General features: G+C 67.9%; 17 protein-coding genes. 1 reads left to right on the top strand and 16 read right to left on the bottom strand.

What is annotated here, in order from left to right; genetic code table 11:
* Nucleotides 1–100: 100 nt before the first annotated feature.
* From ASE63_RS07965 to ASE63_RS07900, 14 genes are all read right to left on the bottom strand, one after another.
* Complete coding sequence (locus tag ASE63_RS07965; protein WP_056799214.1) at nucleotides 101–784, bottom strand: methyltransferase domain-containing protein; 684 nt, start codon at nucleotides 782–784, stop codon at nucleotides 101–103.
* Between the two features lie 17 nt (nucleotides 785–801).
* Complete coding sequence (gene surE / locus ASE63_RS07960) at nucleotides 802–1,563, bottom strand: 5'/3'-nucleotidase SurE (RefSeq protein WP_056799211.1); 762 nt, start codon at nucleotides 1,561–1,563, stop codon at nucleotides 802–804.
* Nucleotides 1,564–1,615: 52 nt separating this feature from the next.
* The gene (gene serS / locus ASE63_RS07955) at nucleotides 1,616–2,920 is read right to left on the bottom strand and encodes a serine--tRNA ligase (RefSeq protein WP_056799208.1); all 1,305 of its coding nucleotides are present in this window, start codon (nucleotides 2,918–2,920) and stop codon (nucleotides 1,616–1,618) included.
* Between the two features lie 213 nt (nucleotides 2,921–3,133).
* The gene (gene tatC, locus ASE63_RS07950) at nucleotides 3,134–3,961 is read right to left on the bottom strand and encodes a twin-arginine translocase subunit TatC (protein WP_056799203.1); all 828 of its coding nucleotides are present in this window, start codon (nucleotides 3,959–3,961) and stop codon (nucleotides 3,134–3,136) included.
* Nucleotides 3,958–4,500, bottom strand: a complete 543-nt coding sequence (gene tatB, locus ASE63_RS27880) for a Sec-independent protein translocase protein TatB (RefSeq protein ID WP_056799200.1) — start codon at nucleotides 4,498–4,500, stop codon at nucleotides 3,958–3,960. Before tatB ends, tatC begins: the two co-directional genes overlap by 4 nt.
* 46 nt (nucleotides 4,501–4,546) lie before the next feature.
* Complete coding sequence (locus ASE63_RS07940) at nucleotides 4,547–4,789, bottom strand: twin-arginine translocase TatA/TatE family subunit (protein ID WP_056799197.1); 243 nt, start codon at nucleotides 4,787–4,789, stop codon at nucleotides 4,547–4,549.
* A 72-nt stretch (nucleotides 4,790–4,861) separates the two neighbouring features.
* On the bottom strand, nucleotides 4,862–5,980 hold the full coding sequence (locus tag ASE63_RS07935) for an ABC transporter ATP-binding protein (protein WP_244491325.1): 1,119 nt from the start codon (nucleotides 5,978–5,980) through the stop codon (nucleotides 4,862–4,864).
* A gap of 165 nt (nucleotides 5,981–6,145) precedes the next feature.
* Complete coding sequence (gene scpB, locus ASE63_RS07930) at nucleotides 6,146–6,841, bottom strand: SMC-Scp complex subunit ScpB (protein WP_056799191.1); 696 nt, start codon at nucleotides 6,839–6,841, stop codon at nucleotides 6,146–6,148.
* Nucleotides 6,842–6,852: 11 nt separating this feature from the next.
* Nucleotides 6,853–7,680: a ScpA family protein gene (locus ASE63_RS07925; protein WP_056799188.1), complete on the bottom strand. Its 828-nt coding sequence runs from the start codon at nucleotides 7,678–7,680 to the stop codon at nucleotides 6,853–6,855.
* A 137-nt stretch (nucleotides 7,681–7,817) separates the two neighbouring features.
* Nucleotides 7,818–8,828 carry a beta-N-acetylhexosaminidase gene (gene nagZ, locus ASE63_RS07920; protein WP_056799186.1) on the bottom strand — a complete coding sequence of 337 codons (1,011 nt, stop codon included), beginning with the start codon at nucleotides 8,826–8,828 and terminating at the stop codon, nucleotides 7,818–7,820.
* 243 nt (nucleotides 8,829–9,071) lie between these two features.
* A complete protein-coding gene (gene dctP, locus ASE63_RS07915; RefSeq protein ID WP_056799184.1) occupies nucleotides 9,072–10,166 on the bottom strand; it encodes a TRAP transporter substrate-binding protein DctP in 1,095 nt (364 codons plus the stop codon).
* 195 nt (nucleotides 10,167–10,361) lie between these two features.
* Complete coding sequence (locus ASE63_RS07910; protein ID WP_056799181.1) at nucleotides 10,362–12,068, bottom strand: SPOR domain-containing protein; 1,707 nt, start codon at nucleotides 12,066–12,068, stop codon at nucleotides 10,362–10,364.
* 99 nt (nucleotides 12,069–12,167) lie between these two features.
* Nucleotides 12,168–13,931, bottom strand: coding sequence for an arginine--tRNA ligase (gene argS / locus ASE63_RS07905; protein WP_056799178.1), 1,764 nt, complete (start codon nucleotides 13,929–13,931; stop codon nucleotides 12,168–12,170).
* Nucleotides 13,932–13,987: 56 nt separating this feature from the next.
* A complete protein-coding gene (locus tag ASE63_RS07900; protein WP_056799175.1) occupies nucleotides 13,988–15,229 on the bottom strand; it encodes a deoxyguanosinetriphosphate triphosphohydrolase in 1,242 nt (413 codons plus the stop codon).
* A 100-nt stretch (nucleotides 15,230–15,329) separates the two neighbouring features.
* Between ASE63_RS07900 and ASE63_RS07895 the strand changes: the two genes are divergently transcribed.
* A complete protein-coding gene (locus ASE63_RS07895; RefSeq protein ID WP_056799172.1) occupies nucleotides 15,330–15,680 on the top strand; it encodes an iron-sulfur cluster assembly accessory protein in 351 nt (116 codons plus the stop codon).
* 16 nt (nucleotides 15,681–15,696) lie between these two features.
* On the opposite strand, the gene ASE63_RS07890 is transcribed toward ASE63_RS07895, so the two are convergent.
* Nucleotides 15,697–16,374: an HPP family protein gene (locus ASE63_RS07890; protein ID WP_162261735.1), complete on the bottom strand. Its 678-nt coding sequence runs from the start codon at nucleotides 16,372–16,374 to the stop codon at nucleotides 15,697–15,699.
* A 197-nt stretch (nucleotides 16,375–16,571) separates the two neighbouring features.
* Entirely contained in the window at nucleotides 16,572–17,120 is a 549-nt protein-coding gene (locus tag ASE63_RS07885) for a cold-shock protein (protein WP_244491330.1), read from the bottom strand.
* Between the last annotated feature and the right edge of the window lie 12 nt (nucleotides 17,121–17,132).

The following is a 17,132-nucleotide window of genomic DNA, read 5'->3' as shown; positions in this document are numbered from 1 at the left end:
GATCAGTTCGCATTGAACGGAAGCATCGACGCTCAAGCATGGGAGCCGTGGCAGACCCGCTTTCCCCTCGTGGGGAGGCGCAAGTGTTTGCGGCGAAGGCCTAAAGCGCCCGCGCCAGCCCCGGTATCAGCGGCGGCAGCCGCACGGCGGGGCCGGTCGCATGGTCGAAGCTGCCGTCGGTGAGCCTCGTGACGACGACGCGCCGCGCCACCCCCTCGATGCGCAGAGCCCCGACCAGGCGCCCGCCGGGCTGAAGCCGCATCAGCAGTGATTCGGGGATGGCGTTGGTCACCCCGTTGACGAGGATGCGATCGAAGCGTCCCAGCGTCCGGTCGGGCTCGAAGCCGTCGGCATGCCGCAACTCGACCGCGCGCCCGAAACCATTGCCCTCGACCCGCTCATGCGCGGCCAGCGCCAGCGAGCGGTAGCGTTCGAGCGAGACCACCTCCCCGCCCATCGCCGCGAGCAGCGAGGCGACATAGCCAGAACCGGTGCCGACCTCGAGCACGCGCGCGGAGACCTGCATGTCGAGCGCCGTGAGCAGGGCTGCGACGGTATGCGGCGCGGTCATGGTCTGGCCGCAGGGCAGCGGCACCGAAACGTCCTGCCGGGCGAGATCGGCGAAGCGGGCCGGCGCGAACCGGTCGCGCGAGACCCGCTCCATCGCCCGCAGCACGGTGAGATCGCGCACGCCCTGTGCCCGCAGCGACAGCAGGAAGGCGACCGTCCGCTCGCCCTCGCTGGCCGGCGCCTCCTCCATGCTGCCGCCCTCGCCCTCGGTCATGGTCTAGCGATTATCGCTCACGCGAAGACCTGGGCGAAGCGGGTCAACGTCGGCTCATGCGTCAGGTCGAGCTCGAGCGGCGTGATCGAGATCTTCCTCTCGGCGAGCGCACGCAGATCCGTGCCGTTGGCCGGCTCGGTCTTCCCGCGCGAGAAGGCGATCCAGAAATACGGATTGCCGCGGCCGTCCTGCCGGGGCTGGAGCTGCAGCAGCTCCTGGTCGCGCCGACCCTGCACGGTGACGGCAACGCCCTCGACCTCGCCCGGCACCACGTTCGGGAAGTTCAGGTTGAACAGCACGCCCTCGGGAATGCCTTCCGCCAGCAGCCGCCGGATGATGCCGGGCGCATGGTGCTGCGCGCAGTCCCAATGGATGTTGTCGCGCCCGCCCGGCCCATAGGCCTGGCTGACCGCGATCGAGGGAATGCCGAGCAGCGTACCCTCCATCGCCGCCGCGATGGTGCCGGAATAGGTCACGTCCTCGGCGACGTTCTGGCCGCGGTTGACGCCTGACAGCACGAGGTCGGGCCGATTCTCGACCATGATCGAGCGCGCCGCCATGATCACGCAGTCGGTCGGCGTTCCGGTCACGGCGAAGCGCTTCTCGGCGATCTGGCGCAGCCGCAGCGGGTTCGACAGCGACAGCGAATGCGCGACGCCGGACTGGTCGGTCTCCGGAGCGACCACCCAGACGTCATCCGAAAGCTCCGCTGCGATGCGCTCCAGCACCGCGAGGCCTTCGGCATGGATACCGTCGTCATTGGTCACGAGGATGCGCATGGATAAGCCTTCAAACAGAGCCGACAGGAAGAGCGGTGAGCAAGCGGGGGCGTCAGGCCTTCTCGATCCGCGTCACGCCGCGCATATAAGCCACCAGCACCTCGGGCACCGTGATCGAGCCGTCGGCGTTCTGGTAGTTCTCCATCACCGCGATCAGCGCCCGGCCGACCGCCGTGCCCGAACCGTTCAGCGTATGGACGAAGAACGGACCCTTGCCGTCCTTGGTCCTGTAGCGGGCGTTCATGCGCCGCGCCTGGAAATCGCCGCAGACCGAGCAGGACGAGATCTCGCGATAGGTCTTCTGGCCTGGCAGCCAGACCTCGATGTCGTAGGTCTTCTGCGACGCGAAGCCCATATCGCCGGTACAGAGCGTCATCACGCGATAATGCAGGTCGAGCTTCTTCAGCACCGCCTCGGCGCAGGCGAGCATACGCTCATGCTCCTCGCGCGACTTCTCCGGCGCGGTGATCGAGACGAGCTCGACCTTCTCGAACTGGTGCTGGCGCAGCATGCCGCGCGTATCGCGCCCTGCCGATCCGGCCTCGGCCCGGAAGCAAGGCGTCAGCGCTGTGTAGCGGCGCGGCAACTCCTCCTCGGACAGGATCGATTCGCGCACGAGATTGGTAAGCGGCACTTCGGCGGTGGGGATGAGCCAATGGTCATCGCCTGCCCGGAACTGGTCGTCCCGGAACTTCGGCAGCTGCGCCGTGCCGAACATGGCATCGTCGCGCACCATCAGCGGCGGCATCACCTCGGTATAGCCATGCTCTTCCGTGTGCGTATCGAGCATGAACTGCCCGATCGCCCGGCTCAGGCGAGCAATCTGGCTGTTGAGCACGACGAAGCGCGAGCCCGACAGCTTCGCCGCCGTCTCGAAATCCATCTGGCCCAGCGCTTCGCCGAGCTCGAAATGTTCCTTGGGCGCGGCATTCTGGCCGAACAGACGGCCGCCCGCCTTCTCCGGCGGCTCGCCATGAATCGACTTCACGACGTTGCCATGCTCGTCGGCGCCTTCGGGCACATCGTCATGCGGGCGGTTCGGGATCGCGGCGAGCTGCTCGTCGAGCGCGTCCTTGGCGGCCTTCTCCTCGGCTTCCAGCGCCGGCTGAAGCTCCTTCAGCCCGGCGACCTCGGCCTTGAGCTGGTCCGCGAGCGCGACATCCTTCGCGCCCATCGCCTTGCCGATTTCCTTCGACAGCGCGTTGCGGCGCTCCTGCGAGCTTTGGGCCTTCGCGATCGCCGAGCGGCGAGTGTCGTCGAGCGCGAGCAGCGACGACGACAGCGGCTCGAGCCCACGTCGCGCCAAGCCGGTATCGAACGCCTCGGCGTTCTCGCGAATCCACTTGATATCGTACATCGTCGTCAGGCCACGCCGTCACGGATGGGAACAGCGTGATGCTCTAGACCGGGATGCGCGTCTAGGGAACAGGGAAGGTGACGAAGGAAGCCCTCCCCGTCATGGTCGGGCTTGTCCCGACCACCCACCTGTCTTCGCTTGTCGGAACCTGAGCTCAAGACGTGGAATGCTCGGGACAAGCCCGAGCATCACGATGCGAGGGATGAGCCGGCGCTACTCGCCCGCGGCCGTTTCCGCTGCCTCTTCGGCCGCCTTCTTCGCCTCGCGCTTCTTCTCGACATGGCGCACCGAGAAAACCGAGAGCTCGTAGAGCAGCAGCATCGGGATCGCGAGCATCAGCTGCGAGATCACGTCGGGCGGGGTAAGCACGGCCGCGACCACGAAGACGAAGACGATCGCGTAGCGGCGCTTTTCCTTCAGGAAGGTCGAATCGAGGATGCCCGCCTGGCCGAGCAGGGTCAGGATCACCGGCAGCTGGAAAGAGACGCCGAAGGCGAAGATCAGCGTCATGATCAGCGAGAGATACTCGCTGACCTTGGGCAGGAGCGCGATGCCGGCCTGACCGTCCGTCGCCGCCTGCTGCATGCCGATGGAGAACTTCATCAGCACCGGCATGGCGAAGAAGAACACCATCGCCGCCCCTGCGATGAAGAAGATCGGCGTCGCCGCGAGATAGGGCGCGAAGGCCTGGCGCTCGTTCTTGTAGAGCCCCGGCGCGACGAACTTGTAGATCTGCGTCGCGATCACCGGGAAGGCGAAGAAGCCCGCGCCGAAGGCCGCGATCTTGATCTGGGTGAAGAGATATTCGAGCGGCGCCGTATAGATGAGCTGGACGTTGGCGCCGGGTCCCGCTGCCCAGACATAGGGCTGGACCAGGATATTGTAGATCTGCGTCGCGAAGGCGAAGCAGATGAAGAACAAGATCAGGAAGGCGATCAGCGACTTGATCAGCCGCGACCGCAGCTCGATCAGATGCTCGATGAGCGGCGCACGCGAGGCCTCGATCTCTTCTTCACCCTCGCGGCTGTTGGCGATGCTCATGCCGCGCTCCCTTCGCCCGGCTCGGCCGCAGCCGCCGCAGTCTTCCGCTTGCGCGCAGGCTTCGCAGGCGCTTCGGCCTCAGGCTCCGCAGCCGGCTCGGCCTTCGCGGCCTTGCGGCGGCGCTTCGGCTTTTCCTCGGCGGCAGGCTCAGCCGCAGCTTCCACCGAAGCGGTCTGGGCGGGCGCGATCTCGACCGGCGGCAGCGGATCGGGCGCAGGGATAGCCGCGAGCTTGGCCTCGGCCTCCTTCAACGCCGCATCGTCGAGCCCGGCCGAGGCCGGCATGTCGATCGGCTGGAAGTCGGTGTTCAGCGAACTGGACACGGAGCCGCCGACATCCTCGACCTGTTTTTTCAGGTCATGGAGCTCGGCCTCGCGCATCGCGTCGTTGAACTGGCCCTGGAACTCGCTGGCCATGCGCCGGATCTTGCCGACCGCCTGGCCGACGGTGCGCATGGCTTTCGGCAGGTCCTTGGGGCCGATCACGACAAGCGCGACCGCCCCGATCAGCATGAATTCGCTCCAGGCGATGTCGAACATCGACGGCTCGTCCTCTCAGCATCCCGCCGTGGCGGGGTGCTCGCCCTCAGGCCTTGGTCTCGGCCTTGGCCGCAGCGGGATTGGTCGCTTGCGCGTCGATGATCTTCGGATCAGCCGGGGTCGCGGCGCTCGGAGGGGGCGGCGGCGTTTCGTCCTCGGCCATGCCCTTCTTGAACGACTTGATGCCCTTGGCCACGTCGCCCATCAATTCGGAAACCTTGCCGCGACCGAACAGCAGCATCACGATGACGCCGACGACGATCCAGTGCCAGATGCTGACGCCACCCATGGCGAACTCCTTGACGATCTCGATGCGACCCGGGTGTCCTCCCCCCGGGCCAAGTGTTTGTTGTGGCGGAACCTATGTGGACCCCGCAGGGAACACAAGGACTTCGTCGGTCGGAATGTCGAGGCCGACATCGTCGCCCTCGCGCAACTTGCCGGCGAATCCGGCCCGCACCGCGAGTAGCCCGTCGAAGCCGTCGATCGCCACCAGGATGTGATCGACCTCGCCGAGGAAGCGCCGCGTCACGACGCGGCCCGGCTGGTGAAAACCCTTCGGCACGATCCGGACCGCATGGGGGCGGATGCAGGCGATCGCCTCGCTGCCCTCGGCCATGCCCTTGGCCCGGAAGCGCCCGATCGGCGTCTCGACCACACCGCCCGAGACCCGTCCGCCGACCTCGTTAAAATCGCAGAAGAATCGGGCGGCAAAGAGACTGGCGGGGCGGCGATAGAGCTCCTCGCCACTGCCGATCTGCACGATCTCGCCGGCTCGCATCAGCACGATCCGGTCTGCGATGCGCATCGCATCCTCGGGGTCATGCGTGACGATGATCGAGGTCGCGCCGGTTTCCTCCAGCAGCGCCGCGGTCTCGTCGCGCACCACGTCGCGCAGGCGCCGGTCGAGATTGGAGAAGGGCTCGTCCATCAGCAGCACGCCCGGCCGAGGCGCCACCGCGCGCGCCAGCGCGACCCGCTGCTGTTCGCCGCCCGAAAGCATGTGTGGATAGGCGTCCGCGAGGTCGGCAAGGCCAACGCGCGCGATCGCCCGCAGCGCCGTGGCATCGACCGACGCTTCGCTCTCGCCCGGTCCGCCGAGCCCGAAGCGGACGTTTTCGCGCACCGTCAGATGGGGAAACAGGGCATAGTCCTGGAACACCAGGCCGACGCCGCGCTTCTCCGGCTCGACGAAGTTTCCCGCCGAGGAAACATCCCTGCCTTCGAGCAGAACGCGCCCGGCGCTCGGCCGCTCGACGCCGGCGGCGAGCCGCAGCAGGGTCGTTTTGCCGCAGCCCGACTGGCCCAGCAGGGCGACGATCTCGCCGGGCCCGATCGAGAGCGAGACGTCGTTCAGCGCCGTGACGTCGCCGAAGCGCTGGGTGACGCCCTCGAAGGCGAGCGCCATGGGGATGGCGGCACCCGCCGTGCCGCGGCGCCCCCAGCTCAACCAGCGCGATTTGGTCTCCTGAACGGCCAAATGATGCTCCGAACCTGCAATATCTCCACCGTCATCCTGGGCGACCGAAGGTCGTCCCGGGATCCATCACAGGACGCGACATCGCTCCATGAAGGCCCCCGGAACTGCGCGGCTGCGCCGCTTGTCCAGAATGACGGCGGAGGTTACGTGAAAAACGACCCCGCCCTACTCGTCCGCCCCATGCGGCCCGGCGTCGCCGTCGTCAAGCGGCGTGAACAGATCGCCCAGCGGGTCCTCGTCGGCGCGCAGGTCCGGGTCGTCGTCCGGAACCGGCACGGCGAGGTCGCGCGTCAGCCGCCCCTCGATGAAACCCGTCCCCTTCAGTTCCTCGAGGCCGGGCAGGTCGTCGATCCGGTCGAGCCCGAACTGATCGAGGAACGCCGGCGTCGTGCCGAAGGTCACCGGCCGCCCCGGCGAGCGGCGCCGGCCGCGCAGGCGAACCCAGCCGGCCTCCAGCAGGATGTCGAGCGTGCCCTTGGCGGTGGCGACGCCGCGGATCTCCTCGATCTCGGCGCGCGTCACCGGCTGGTGATAGGCGATGATCGAAAGCACTTCGAGCGCCGCCCGCGACAGCCGGCGCGGTGGCTCGGCTTCCGCTGCCAGCAGATAGCCGAGGTCCGGGGCCGTACGAAAGGCATGGCCGCCTGCGACCTGCCGCAGATTGACCCCGCGCGCCGCGTAAAGCTCCGTCAGCCGCGCCAGCACCTGGCCGACATCGATGCCGCCTGGAATGGCGCGCGCCAGTTCCTCGGCCGACAGCGGCACAGCGGAGGCGAAAAGCAGCGCCTCGACGACGCGCAGCGCCTGCGCGAAGGCCTCCGCGCCGCCGCCATCCGCCTCATTCTGCAGAGCATTCGCCATAGCCACGGTCATCAGGCGTCCCGGCCGACCAGCGGCAAGGCGGGCGGGCGGGCCGAGCGGCGGCGCAGATAGAGCGGCGCGAAGGCCTCGTCCTGGCGCAGGTCGAGCACCCCTTCCCTCACCATCTCCAGCATGGCCGAGAGCGCGGAGGCCCGCACGGTCGCCGTCATTTCCTCGGCAGGCAGGCCATTTGAGGCGATGTAGCGGGTCAGGTACGGGTCGACCGCGGTCCAGTCCCCCGCCTCGCCGACGAGTCGCTGCAGCGCCTCGCGCGCCTCGACCAGCGACCACACGACGCGATGGCCGACCGAGATATGGCCCTGCACCCGCTTCATGCGCTGCTGCGCATAAGCCGCCAGCAGGTCGTAGAGCTCCGCCTCCCAAACCGGCCGGGCTCCGGCCACGACTGCCTCCGGCGCCCCGCGGGCGAAGACGTCCTGGCCAAGCCGCTCGCGCGAGGCGAGCCTGCGGGCCGCGGCCCGGATCGCCTCCAGCCGGCGCAGGCGCAGCGCCAGCGCGGTGGCGAGGTCGGCGGCGCTCGGCTCGTCGCCCTTCGGCGGTTCCGGCAGCAGCAGGCGCGACTTGAGATAGGCGAGCCAGGCCGCCATCACGAGATAGTCGGCTGCAAGCTCGAGACGCAGCGCCCGCGCCTCCTCGACGAAGGCGAGATACTGCTCAGCCAGCGCCAGGATCGAGATGCGGTGCAGATCGACCTTCTGCCGCCGGGCAAGATCGAGCAGCAGGTCGAGCGGCCCCTCATAGCCATCGACATCGACAAGCAGGGCAGGCTCGTCCTCGCGGCGCGGGTCGTCGTCCTCGAATGGCAGTTGCGCCGCCATGACCGGCTGGCCCCTTGTTCCAATCGCGCCCCTTCACCTCTCAACCCTCATCCTTCGAGACGCAGCCTGAAGGCTGCTCCTCAGAATGAGAGCTGAGCTTGCGATGATGCGCAGCCCCGACAGGCAAATTCCGCTGTTCAGGCGCCCGACGCAAGCGCCCTGGCGACGTCGGCACGCGCGGCCTCGACATCGAGCGGCTCGGGCTCGTGCCGGATGCGGGCGAGCGCCATCGCGGCGCGGCGGGCGCGGGCGCCCTTCATCTCCGGCACGGCGCCTGCGATCGCGACCATCTCGTCCATGATGCCGTGGCAGTGCAGCACGACATCGACGCCGGCCCGGGTCGCGGCGCGGGCTTTCTCCGCGAAGCCGCCGGACAGGGCCTTCATCGAGATGTCGTCGGTCATGATCAGCCCGTCATAGCCGAGCTCGCCGCGCATGATCTCGCGCACGACCTTGCGCGAGACCGTCGCCGGATTCTTCGGGTCGAGCGCGGTGAAGACGACATGCGCCGTCATCGCCAGCGGCATGTCCGCGAGATGCCGGAAGGGCCGGAAATCATGCGCGCGAAGCTCGTCCAGCGGCGCATCGACGACCGGCAGGTCGTGATGGCTGTCCGCCCGCGCCCGGCCATGGCCGGGCATGTGCTTGATCACCGGCAGCACGCCGCCGGCGAGAAGACCCTCGGCCGCCGCCCGGCCGAGCCTGGCGACCTGATCGGGGTCGTGCGCATAGGCCCGGTCGCCGATCACGTCATGGCTGCCGGCCACGGGTACGTCCAGCACCGGCAGGCAGTCGACATCGATGCCGGCGCTCTTCAGATCATGCGCCATCAGCCGAGCCGAGAGCCGCACCGTCTCGCGCTGCAGCAGCGGATCGTTGATCGCGAGGAAGGCCCGCGCCGCCGGGTATTTCGGCCAGTTCGGCGGGGCCATGCGCTGGACCCGCCCACCCTCTTGGTCGATCAGGACCGGCGCGTGCCAGCCCACCGTCTCGCGCATTTCGGCCGTCAGCGCAGCAACCTGCGCAGGATCCTGGGTATTGCGCCGGAAAAGAATGAAGCCCCAGGGCCGCGCATCCCGGAAGAAGGCGCGCTCGTCAGGGGTCAGGCTCGTCCCGAGGCAGCCGGCGATGAAGGCGCGCGATGTCATGTCACTGCGTTAGGAAGCAGTGCGGGGATGGTCAAGCACAGCCCGCCCCCGCGCCCCGGAAAACCGCAACTGTTGCCGTCATTCCGGACAAGCGGCGCAGCCGCGCCGATCCGGAATCCATCGAAGGGCCCAAGCCCTGCAAGGATTGAACTCCCTGCAGGAACTGAACGCTATGATGGATTCCGGGCACCCGTTGCGCTTCGCCCGGAACGACGGAGCACTCCGTCTTGGGGGCCTGCGCCCTCAGCGCATCTGCGCTGACATCTGGGCGTTGAAGGCGTCGAAGGGCAGCTCGGCGATGCGGAACCAGAGGTTCTCCTTCTTCCAGTAAGGCAGGAAGGAATCGTAGAAGGTCTTGAAGGCCGGGTTCGAGGCGGCAAGCTCGCCATACATCGCGTAGGCTTCCTTGAACGCCGCCTGCATCACCTCCTGCGGGAAGGGCCGCAGCTCGGCCCCCGTGCCGGCGAGGCGCAGCAGCGCATCGGGATTGCCGTTGTCGTACTTCGCCATGCACAGCATGTTCGCTTCGGTGCAGGCGGCCTCGACGATCGCCTTGTAGGAGGCCGGCAGCGCGTTCCACTTCTCGAGGTTCACGATGAAGCTGACATTGGCGTTACCTTCCCAGAAGCCGGGATAGTAGTAGTACTTCGCGACCTTCTGGAAGCCGAGCTTCTCGTCGTCTAGCGGGCCGGAGAACTCGACCGCGTCGAGCGTGCCGCGCTCCAGCGCCGGATAGATGTCGCCGCCGGCGATCTGCTGCGGCACCACGCCAAGCTTGGCCATGATCTGCCCGCCCATCCCGGCGATGCGCATCTTCAGGCCCTTCAGGTCCTCCAGCGACTTGATCTCCTTGCGGAACCAGCCGCCCATCTGCGCACCGGTGTTGCCCGAAGGGATGGTGAAGAGATTCTGCTTCTGCATGAACGCGCGGCACAGCTCCAGCCCGCCGCCGGCATAGAGCCAGGCATTCTGCTGGCGGGCATTGAAGCCGAAGGGCAGCGAGGTCTCGAAGGCGAAAGCCGGGTCCTTGCCGATATAGAAGCTCGACAATGTGTGGCTGCATTCGACCGTGCCGTTCTGCACGGCGTCGAGCGCCTGCAGGCCGGGCACGATCTCGCCGGCCGAGAAGACCTGGATCTGGAAATTGCCGTCGGTCGCCTCGGCGACGCGCTTGGCGACCTGGGTCGAGAGGCCGAACAGCGTGTCGAGGCTCTTCGGGTAGCTCGAAGTCAGCCGCCAGGCGATCTTGGGCTGCGACTGGGCGATGGCGGGGGCTGCGATGAGGGCGCTGCCAGCGGCGCCGGTTGCAGCCGTCTTCACGAACTTGCGACGATCCATGGTATCCTCCGGGTGTTCTTATGCTCTTGTGTGGCCGCGTCTGCGGGCTGTCGCTTCGACTCGGGTTGCGCGCCTATCGCATAAAAGCCGAGGCCGGGCCACCGGCAGCCGCTGCCGGTGAGTCCCGACGCGTCGCAAACGAAAAACCGGCGGCGCCCAAGGGGCGCCGCCGGCTCTACAAGCCGTCGTGACGGCTCAGTTCTTGGCGATGAAGCACTGCCCGCCCGCGGACTGAAGCTGCGTGCACATCGTCGTCGCATCCTCGCGCGAATAGGGACCGACCCGGAGGCGATAGACCGTCTTGCCGCCGGCGAGCTCGGTCTTCCGGACGATCGGGGCCTGGCCGGTGAGTTGGCCCGGATATTTGCGCTGGAGCGCGGCGAAGGTCGCACGCGCCTCCGATTCGCTGCCGGGGGCAGCGAGCTGGACCACGAAGTCGCCGGTCCCGCTGCGGAGCGCGGCGGTAGCGGGCGCGGCCGGAGCGGCGGGCGCCTGCGCAGCTGCCGGCGCATTGGCGACCCGATAAGGCGTGGCGGCCGGGGTGGTCGCGGGAGCCGGCGCGGCGACCCTCTCCTGTACCTTGAGCTGCTCCGCAGCCACGGCCGGGCGCGGACGCGGCTGCGCCATAGCGGTATCGATCGCTCCCGGCCGGACCGCCGGAGCCGAGCCCGTGGTATTCGGCAGCGTGCCGTTGGTATAGCTGGCATCGCTGTTTGGCGGCGGCGCGGGCGTGCCGTCCGGCCGGATCGTCACGGTGCGGACCCGACGGGGCTCGCCGAGGCCGGGCACCGGCGGCACGGGCGTCAGCATGGGCTCGGACGCCAACGGATCGCGCTGGATGGTGGCAGGCGCCTGGGCGAGCACATTGGCGGCCGGCGTCGCCGCGACGCCGGAACCCACCGCCGGCAGCGCCGCGCGCGGCTGCATCGAACGCGCAGCCTGCTGGACGTCGATCGGCTGCTCCTCGCTGCTGACGACCTTGGTCCCGCCAACCGCCTCGCCGGAGCGCTCATAGATCTGCTTGTTCTGGTTCGGGATTTCTTTCCCGCCCGGATTGACCGGCTCGACCTTGGTCGGGCTGGCATCGGCGGTGATGGTCGGCGGCTGGCCGTCCGACGGCGTAGTCGGGCCGCGCAGCGACATCGACACGCCGACGCCGATGACCCCGACCGCGATCACCGCAGCGGCGGCCCAAAGCCCCCGACGCGAGCGGCGCGTCCGCAGGACCGGCATCGCGTCGTCGGCCGGCAGCTCCGCATGCGCCTGCGGCGCGGCGAAGGGCGGCTCCTGCTCGTAATGCTGCTGTTCGTAATGCTGCTGCTCATAGCCCTGCTGCTCGTAGCCCTGCTGCCCGTGATACGGATAGGGCTCACGCTCATCGTCGAGATCGCGCGGCACATGGACCTGCCCCTGCATGGCGGCCGGGCGCTGATAGAGCTGCGGCTCCGACGGCTCGAAGCTCTCAGGCTCGGGGGCGAAGCGGGGCTCGGCTCGCGCCGGAACCGCGGCGGCCGGGGTGGGAGCCGGAGCCTGCCGCGCGACGGCGTCGGTCCGGCGCAGCAACGCCTCGAACTCGTCCAGGGCACCGCGCAGTTCGGCCGGCGGCGTGGGCTGCTCATTGGTCACCAGCACCGGCCGGACAGGCTCGATCTGGGGCTGCGGCTCGCGGCGAGCCTGCGTTGGGGCCTGCGCCTGCCATGATGCCGGCGAGCGCTGGGGCGCGGCAGCCTGTCCACGATGGCTGAAGATGTCCCTCAGCGGATCGCCCTGATCGACGATGCGCGTCAACTCTGCGAGCGGATCGGCCGCCGGACCGGCCTTGGGGGCCTGGCCGGCGCTGCGGAGCTGGCGCTCGAGATCTTCGAGATCGAGCGCGAAACGATTCCTAGCTGGCTCACTCATGGGTATGATCCATTCCAGCGCAGGCCGACGACGCCGATGGGAAACCCAACGTGCCGCGTGATCAGCCTGACCTTGTGCGCACCGAGGGCCAGCAGGCCATCAGCGCATCTCTTCCGGCGCCGCAACTCCGGCGACAGCCAGACCGGAAGCAAGGACGCTGCGCACCGCATGCACAAACGCCAACCTCGCCAAGGTCGACTCTCGATCAGTTTGATTAACGAACCGTAATTGCGGCGAGTCTTTGCCCTTGTTCCACAAGGAATGGAAAGCGCTGGCCAGCTCATGCACGAAAAATGCCACCCGATGTGGCTCGTGAACAGCGGCTGCGCCTTCGATGACCCGGGGATAAGAGGCGATCAACTTGACGATAGCGATCTCGGCCTCGTCGGTCAGCCGCGACAGATCGGCACGGGCCAGGGCCGCCGGCGCAAGCTCCAGGTCCGGAAACACCTCGCGCGCCTGCCTGAAGATGGAGGCGCAGCGAGCATGCGCGTACTGGACGTAGAAGACCGGATTGTCCTTCGACTGCTCGACCACCTTGGCAAGATCGAAGTCCAAGGTCGCGTCGTTCTTGCGGAAGATCATCATGAAGCGCACCGCGTCGCGGCCGACCTCGTCGATGACTTCGCGCAGCGTGACGAAATCGCCCGAGCGCTTCGACATCTTCACCGGCTCGCCGTTGCGCAGGAGCTTCACGAGTTGGCAGAGCTTGACGTCGAGATCGCCCTTCTCGTGCGTCACGGCCTTCACCGCTGCCTGCATGCGCTTGACGTAGCCGCCATGGTCGGCGCCCCAGACGTCGATCATCTGGGCGAAGCCGCGCGTGAACTTGGAGCGGTGATAGGCGATGTCGTTGGCGAAATAGGTGTAGCTGCCGTCGGACTTCAGCAGCGGCCGGTCGACATCGTCGCCGAACCGGGTGGCGCGGAACAGCGTCTGCTCGCGATCCTCCCAATCCTCGTCCTTCTGGCCCTTGGGGGGCGGCAGCCGACCTTCATAGATCAGGTCGCGCGAGCGCAGATCCTCGATCGTCTCCTTGACCGCATCCTTGTTGCCATCAACCTTCTGCAACGAGCGTTCCGAGAAGAAGACGTCATGAACGACGCCGAGCGCAGCGAGATCGTCGCGGATCATCGCCATCATGCCGTCGATCGCGACGCTGCGCACCAGCGGCAGCCATTCGGCTTCCGGCTTGGCCAGAAGCGCGTCGCCATGGGCTTTCGCCAGCGTCTCGCCGACGGAGACGAGGTAGTCGCCGGGATAAAGCCCCTCAGGGATGGTGATCGTCTCGCCAAGCGCCTCGCGATAGCGCAGGAAGGCCGAGCGGGCGAGCACGTCGACCTGCGCCCCAGCATCGTTGATGTAGTATTCGCGCGTCACGGCATGGCCGGCGAAGGCGAGAAGGTTGGAAAGCGAATCGCCGAACACGGCACCGCGACCATGGCCGACATGCATCGGCCCGGTCGGATTGGCCGAAACGTATTCGACATTGACCTTCGGCTCGGGCTTTTCGCGGCCGCGCCCGTATTCGAGGCCACGCTTGACGGCATCCTTCAGGATCGCCGTGAAGATGGCGGGCTGCAGCGTCAGGTTGATGAAGCCCGGCCCCGCGATCTCCGCCTTGATGATCTCGACATCCTTGGCCAGTTCCTCGACCAGCAGCGCGGCGAGCGCACGCGGATTGGTGCCGGCCTCCTTGGCGAGCACCATCGCGGCATTGGTGGCGAGATCGCCATGGGCCGGGTCCCTGGTCGGCTCGACCACGACGCGCCCGAGATCGAGCCCCGCGGGCAGCGCCCCTCGCTCGGCGAGCGCGACAAGCGCGGCGGCGACACGGGCGGAATAGGTCTCGAACAGGTTCATGGCGGCCAATATCTACTGCAGATGGGCTGGTTCTGCGGGGTCGGAAGCGCTCGGCCCTATCGCAGCGAGGGGGTCGCGTCAAACAGGCGGCGATGCTCGTCGAGCGCGTACCAATCGGTCATGCCGGCGATATAGTCGGCGATCCGGCGCGCGCGACGATGCGCGTCGAGGCTTTCGCAGCCTGCGGCCCAATCCGCCGGCATCAGCCCGGGTTCAGCGCTGAAGCGCGCGAACAGGTCGCGCACCACCTGCGCCGCATCGCTCCGGATCGGCGCGATGCGGGCGTGGCGATACATGTTGGGATAGAGGAAGGCCTTGATCTCGCGGTCCGCCTGCTCGATCGCCTCGGGGAAGGCGATGACCGGCCCCGGCGCCCGCCGGATCGCATCGGCATCCGCCGGCGCCAGCTCGGCCAGCCGGGCTTGCGATTCCCCAATCACACCCTCGACGAAGCGCGTGATCACCCGCCGCACCAACTCATTGGTCGCGCGTGCGGTCTCCAGCCCCGGATGTAGCGCCTCGATCTCGTCCAGCAGACCGGCGAGGAAGGGCACGACCCTGAGCTCGGCATGGCCGAACAACCCGGCGCGCAGCCCGTCGTCGATGTCGTGGGCGTTGTAGGCGATGTCGTCGGCCAGCGCCGCCGCCTGCGCTTCGGCCGAGGCGTAGGAGGCGAGCCAGAGGTCCTGCTTGCCCTGGTATTCGACGATCGCCGCGGGAATGCCGTTCTTCGCATAGCGCGCGGTCGGGCTGCCGTCGGCTAGGAGCAGCGGCCCATTATGCTTGACCAGCCCTTCAAGCGTCTCCCAGGTCAGGTTCAGCCCATCGAAGCCGGCATAGCGTCGCTCCAGCCGCGTCACGATCCGCAGCGTCTGCGCGTTGTGGTCGAAGCCGCCGAAGCCTTCCATGCACTCTTCCAGCGCGTCCTCGCCGGTGTGGCCGAAGGGCGTGTGGCCGAGGTCGTGCGCCAGCGCCAGCGCCTCGGCGAGGTCCTCGTCGAGGCCGAGCGCCCGCGCGAGCGCCCGGGCGATCTGCGCCACCTCGATCGTATGGGTCAGCCGCGTGCGGAAATGGTCGCCCTCATGCGAGACGAAGACCTGCGTCTTGTGCTTGAGCCGGCGGAAGGCGGTCGAATGGATGATGCGGTCGCGGTCGCGCTGGAACTGATTGCGCGTCGCCGAGCCCGGCTCGACGACGAGGCGCCCGCGACTCAGGCTGGAGCGGCAGGCATAGGGCGCCCGCCAGCGCTCGCCGGGCTCGCGGCCGTGCTCGAATTCGATGTCCTGTGGATGCGGCATGGCTGATCCGTCGCCGCCCCCGGCTTGTAGAGGCGCTGCCGCGCAATTACCTTTGTGGGTAACCAGGGTGCAAGGAGCATCTGCCCGAGGAGCCCATGCCATGTCGATCGATACCGAGGCCAATCCGCGCGGCATCGCCGTGACGGAGCAGGCCGCGACCCGCATTCTCTCCGTGATGCAGACGGAGGCTCCGGGCTCGATGTTGCGCGTCAGCGTCGCAGGCGGCGGCTGCTCGGGATTTCAGTATATCTTCGACGTCGACCGCGAGAAGGCGCCCGGCGACATCGTCATCGAGCGCGACGGCGCGACCGTCCTGATCGACGAGGCTTCGCTCGACCTGCTGGAAGGCTGCACCATCGACTTCGTCGACGACCTTGTCGGCCAGTCCTTCCGCATAACCAATCCGAACGCGACCAGCTCCTGCGGCTGCGGCACGTCCTTCGCGCTTTGAGCCCGCCAGACCGACTTCAGGACGCCTGCGCCTGCCGGCGGGCGGCGTTCGCCTCGGCATAGGCCAGCAGCCGGTCGAGATCGTCGCGGGCGATGTCGAAGGTCTCGCCCATCTGTTCGAGCGCGTCGTCGATATCCGCGGCGCTGAAATTCGCCGGTAGCAGCGGCGCAACCGGCGCCGCCTTGAGCGGTGGCAAGCGGTGCGGATAGCTGCGCCCCATCAGGCTGTGGAACGCCATCCCGAGCCCCACCATCGCAAGTGAATCCACACCTACCGGCACGAGCGGGAACAGCGCGCCCCAGGCGCCGACCGCCGGGCCTCCAAGCACCGCCGTCAGTGCGACGGCCCCACCCGGCGGATGCAGGCAGCGCGCCAGCGACATCGCGCCGATCGCCAGCGAGACCGCCAGCGCCGCGGCCAGGGTGGTGTCGGGTACCGTCCAGGCCACGAGCAGCCCGACCGTGGCAGAGATCACATTGCCGCCGACCACCGACCAGGGTTGCGCCAACGGGCTCGTTGGAACCGCGAAGACCAGAACCGCGGAGGCACCGATCGGCGCCACGACCAGAGGGGATTGAGAGGGCAGTACCGTGCCGGTGACAGCCGCCAGCGCGATAGCGGCGAAGGCCCCGGCACAGGCCATTAGCCGCTCGGAGGCGGTCGCTCCCGCAAGAATGGGTTTGAATATCTTCACGCGCCGCAGACTCCCTCGGTCGGCGGCGGCGACCATAGAATAGGCATTTTGCATATTTCAACGGCAATTTGCAGCAAATCACACGTCAGGAATGTTAATTCCTTACGAAAGGCTGTGCCGCCATGCCTGCCGCAGCCCCGGCGAACAACAAAAAAGGCGCCGGGGGCGCCTTTCCGATTGCTTCCGTGCGGCGGACGTCAGTGGGAGTTCGGCGCCCCGCCCTGCTCCAGCCGAATCTCGGCCGCCATCAGCCCCTTCGGCCCGGGTCCGTAGCGCACCAGCACGACCTGCCCCGGGATCAGCTCGACCAGCCCGTAGCGCCGCATCGTCTCCATATGGACGAAGACGTCGGGCGCGCCTTCGCCGGCCGAGACGAAGCCGAAGCCGCGCAGGCGGTTGAACCACTTCACCGTCATCCGCTCGAGGCCGCTGGTCGGCGTGACCTGAACATTGGTGCGCGCGAGCGGCATCTCGGCGGGGTGGCGCGCGGCGGTGGTGTCGATCGACAGCACGCGGACCGCCTGACGGCCGCGCGGCTTCTCGACCGCTTCGAGCACGATATGGGCGCCCTCCGCGATGGCGTTGAAGCCGTCGCGCTTCAGAATGGTGACATGAACGAGGATGTCGGCGCCGCCGTCCTCGGGCACGACGAAGCCGTAACCCTTGCTGACGTCGAACCATTTGACATGGCCGCTGATCTCGACGGTGGCCTCGTTGCCGAGTCCTTCCGGCCCGTCGAGTCGCATCACACGATTGAG

This window comes from Allobosea sp. Root381 (assembly GCF_001429395.1).
GTDB lineage: Bacteria > Pseudomonadota > Alphaproteobacteria > Rhizobiales > Beijerinckiaceae > Allobosea.
This window is presented reverse-complemented; position numbering and strand designations above follow the sequence as displayed.

Excerpts from the sequence above, each read along its gene's own strand:
- scpB (WP_056799191.1), bottom strand. The coding sequence starts at position 6,841 with ATGGCGAATGCTCTGCAGAATGAGGCGGATGGCGGCGGCGCGGAGGCC.
- serS (WP_056799208.1), bottom strand. The coding sequence starts at position 2,920 with ATGTACGATATCAAGTGGATTCGCGAGAACGCCGAGGCGTTCGATACC.
- dctP (WP_056799184.1), bottom strand. The coding sequence starts at position 10,166 with ATGGATCGTCGCAAGTTCGTGAAGACGGCTGCAACCGGCGCCGCTGGC.
- ASE63_RS07925 (WP_056799188.1), bottom strand. The coding sequence starts at position 7,680 with ATGGCGGCGCAACTGCCATTCGAGGACGACGACCCGCGCCGCGAGGAC.
- tatC (WP_056799203.1), bottom strand. The coding sequence starts at position 3,961 with ATGAGCATCGCCAACAGCCGCGAGGGTGAAGAAGAGATCGAGGCCTCG.
- ASE63_RS07910 (WP_056799181.1), bottom strand. The coding sequence starts at position 12,068 with ATGAGTGAGCCAGCTAGGAATCGTTTCGCGCTCGATCTCGAAGATCTC.
- surE (WP_056799211.1), bottom strand. The coding sequence starts at position 1,563 with ATGCGCATCCTCGTGACCAATGACGACGGTATCCATGCCGAAGGCCTC.
- ASE63_RS07965 (WP_056799214.1), bottom strand. The coding sequence starts at position 784 with ATGACCGAGGGCGAGGGCGGCAGCATGGAGGAGGCGCCGGCCAGCGAG.
- nagZ (WP_056799186.1), bottom strand. The coding sequence starts at position 8,828 with ATGACATCGCGCGCCTTCATCGCCGGCTGCCTCGGGACGAGCCTGACC.
- ASE63_RS07900 (WP_056799175.1), bottom strand. The coding sequence starts at position 15,229 with ATGCCGCATCCACAGGACATCGAATTCGAGCACGGCCGCGAGCCCGGC.
- ASE63_RS07940 (WP_056799197.1), bottom strand. The coding sequence starts at position 4,789 with ATGGGTGGCGTCAGCATCTGGCACTGGATCGTCGTCGGCGTCATCGTG.
- ASE63_RS07895 (WP_056799172.1), top strand. The coding sequence starts at position 15,330 with ATGTCGATCGATACCGAGGCCAATCCGCGCGGCATCGCCGTGACGGAG.
- argS (WP_056799178.1), bottom strand. The coding sequence starts at position 13,931 with ATGAACCTGTTCGAGACCTATTCCGCCCGTGTCGCCGCCGCGCTTGTC.
- ASE63_RS07885 (WP_244491330.1), bottom strand. The coding sequence starts at position 17,120 with ATGCGACTCGACGGGCCGGAAGGACTCGGCAACGAGGCCACCGTCGAG.
- tatB (WP_056799200.1), bottom strand. The coding sequence starts at position 4,500 with ATGTTCGACATCGCCTGGAGCGAATTCATGCTGATCGGGGCGGTCGCG.